The organism is Bartonella sp. AP88HLJMH, from assembly GCF_042195605.1.
GTDB lineage: Bacteria > Pseudomonadota > Alphaproteobacteria > Rhizobiales > Rhizobiaceae > Bartonella.
This window is the reverse complement of sequence record NZ_JBHIOR010000081.1, coordinates 1-1,206: the sequence shown is the minus strand read 5'-3', so window position 1 is coordinate 1,206 and position 1,206 is coordinate 1. Positions and strand designations below refer to the sequence as shown.

Sequence of the window (1,206 nt, the reverse complement as noted above, 5' to 3'; positions counted from 1 at the left end):
ATAACGATACAGCCATTGAGCACCACCATCTTTACGCTTATGGAGAAGCAAGCCGGCACCATCATTATATTTGCCAGCTCCCAATGTTGAGACAGCCCTTGCATTAAGACGATTCATAAGAACCATTTTTACTCCTTTCTGCTATAGTTTTTACCCACACATCAACCCCGCTTGTGACGTGCAAGCAAGTGATTTTGATTGATTCAAGATACACAGATTTAAGATGAGAGAATCTTACGTTATTCAGGGTTCTCATTCAATATGAATAACGCTAGATTATGATTATAAATCAATGCCTTGAACACTTGTTGAATGCCGTTGGTTTGAAAGCGAGCGATATTACAAAGCGCCCGATTTAGAAACGGGTGAATTGCGTGATTATAGCGAAGAGGAATTTAAGCAGTTACAGTGCATGATGCCCGATATCCAAGGGGCAGCTTTCAATAAAAAGGTCGTAAAACGTGCTTTTTTAGGGAGAAAATTGCTTGAATCCCCTGATCAACCTTTGGTTCCAGCGGGTCAATTGGGTTGGGAGTGTATAACAGGGTATTTTGATAAGATAGAACGGCAATTTTATGGGGTTGTCCGTCCGACAAAAGATCCACAACGATGGGCGAATAAATATTTTAGTCAAGTAATGCATATCCTTAATAGCCAATCCAAAGGCGGGATAATGGCAGAGCGGGGCGCATTTGAAGATGTGAGAGAAGCTGTAAAGAGTTGGAGCAGAGTAGATAGTATTACGGTTTTAAAAAATGGCGCTTTGGCAGGTGGTAAGATACAGCCCAAACCCGTAGCGCAATTCCCAACCGGTTTTTTCCAACTGTTTAATGAAGCCAAGGAAGCGATTAATCAAGTTACGGGCTTATCGCCTGAGTTTATCGGGACGAGAGAAGTCTCACAAGCAGGGATTTTAGAAGCACAACGGCGTCAATCTAGTCTTAACCTGCTTGCTTGTCTATTTGATGGCTTGCGTTTGTATCGCAAAAGGCAGGGTAAGATTATTTTGCATCTGATACAGAATTACTTGTCTGATGGTCGTTTGGTGAGGATATCGGGTGAGGAGAATGCGCAATATATTCCCTTAACACGTGAAGCGGTGATGAGTGTTGATTACGATATTGTGGTGGATGATGCTCCAACCAGCCCGAATGAGAAAGAGCGTACCTTTGGCATTATCACGCAATTATTACCGTTGCTTCAAAA

Annotated in this window: 2 pseudogenes; one reads left to right on the top strand and one right to left on the bottom strand. The window is 42.4% G+C overall.

Features of this window, described 5'->3' with window-relative positions:
- Positions 1-126 (bottom strand): annotated as a pseudogene (locus ACFIMA_RS09660) (integrase); the annotation flags it as partial.
- A 175-nt stretch (positions 127-301) separates the two neighbouring features.
- Here ACFIMA_RS09660 and ACFIMA_RS09655 point away from each other — a divergent pair.
- A pseudogene (locus ACFIMA_RS09655) lies at positions 302-1,206 on the top strand (phage portal protein); the annotation flags it as partial.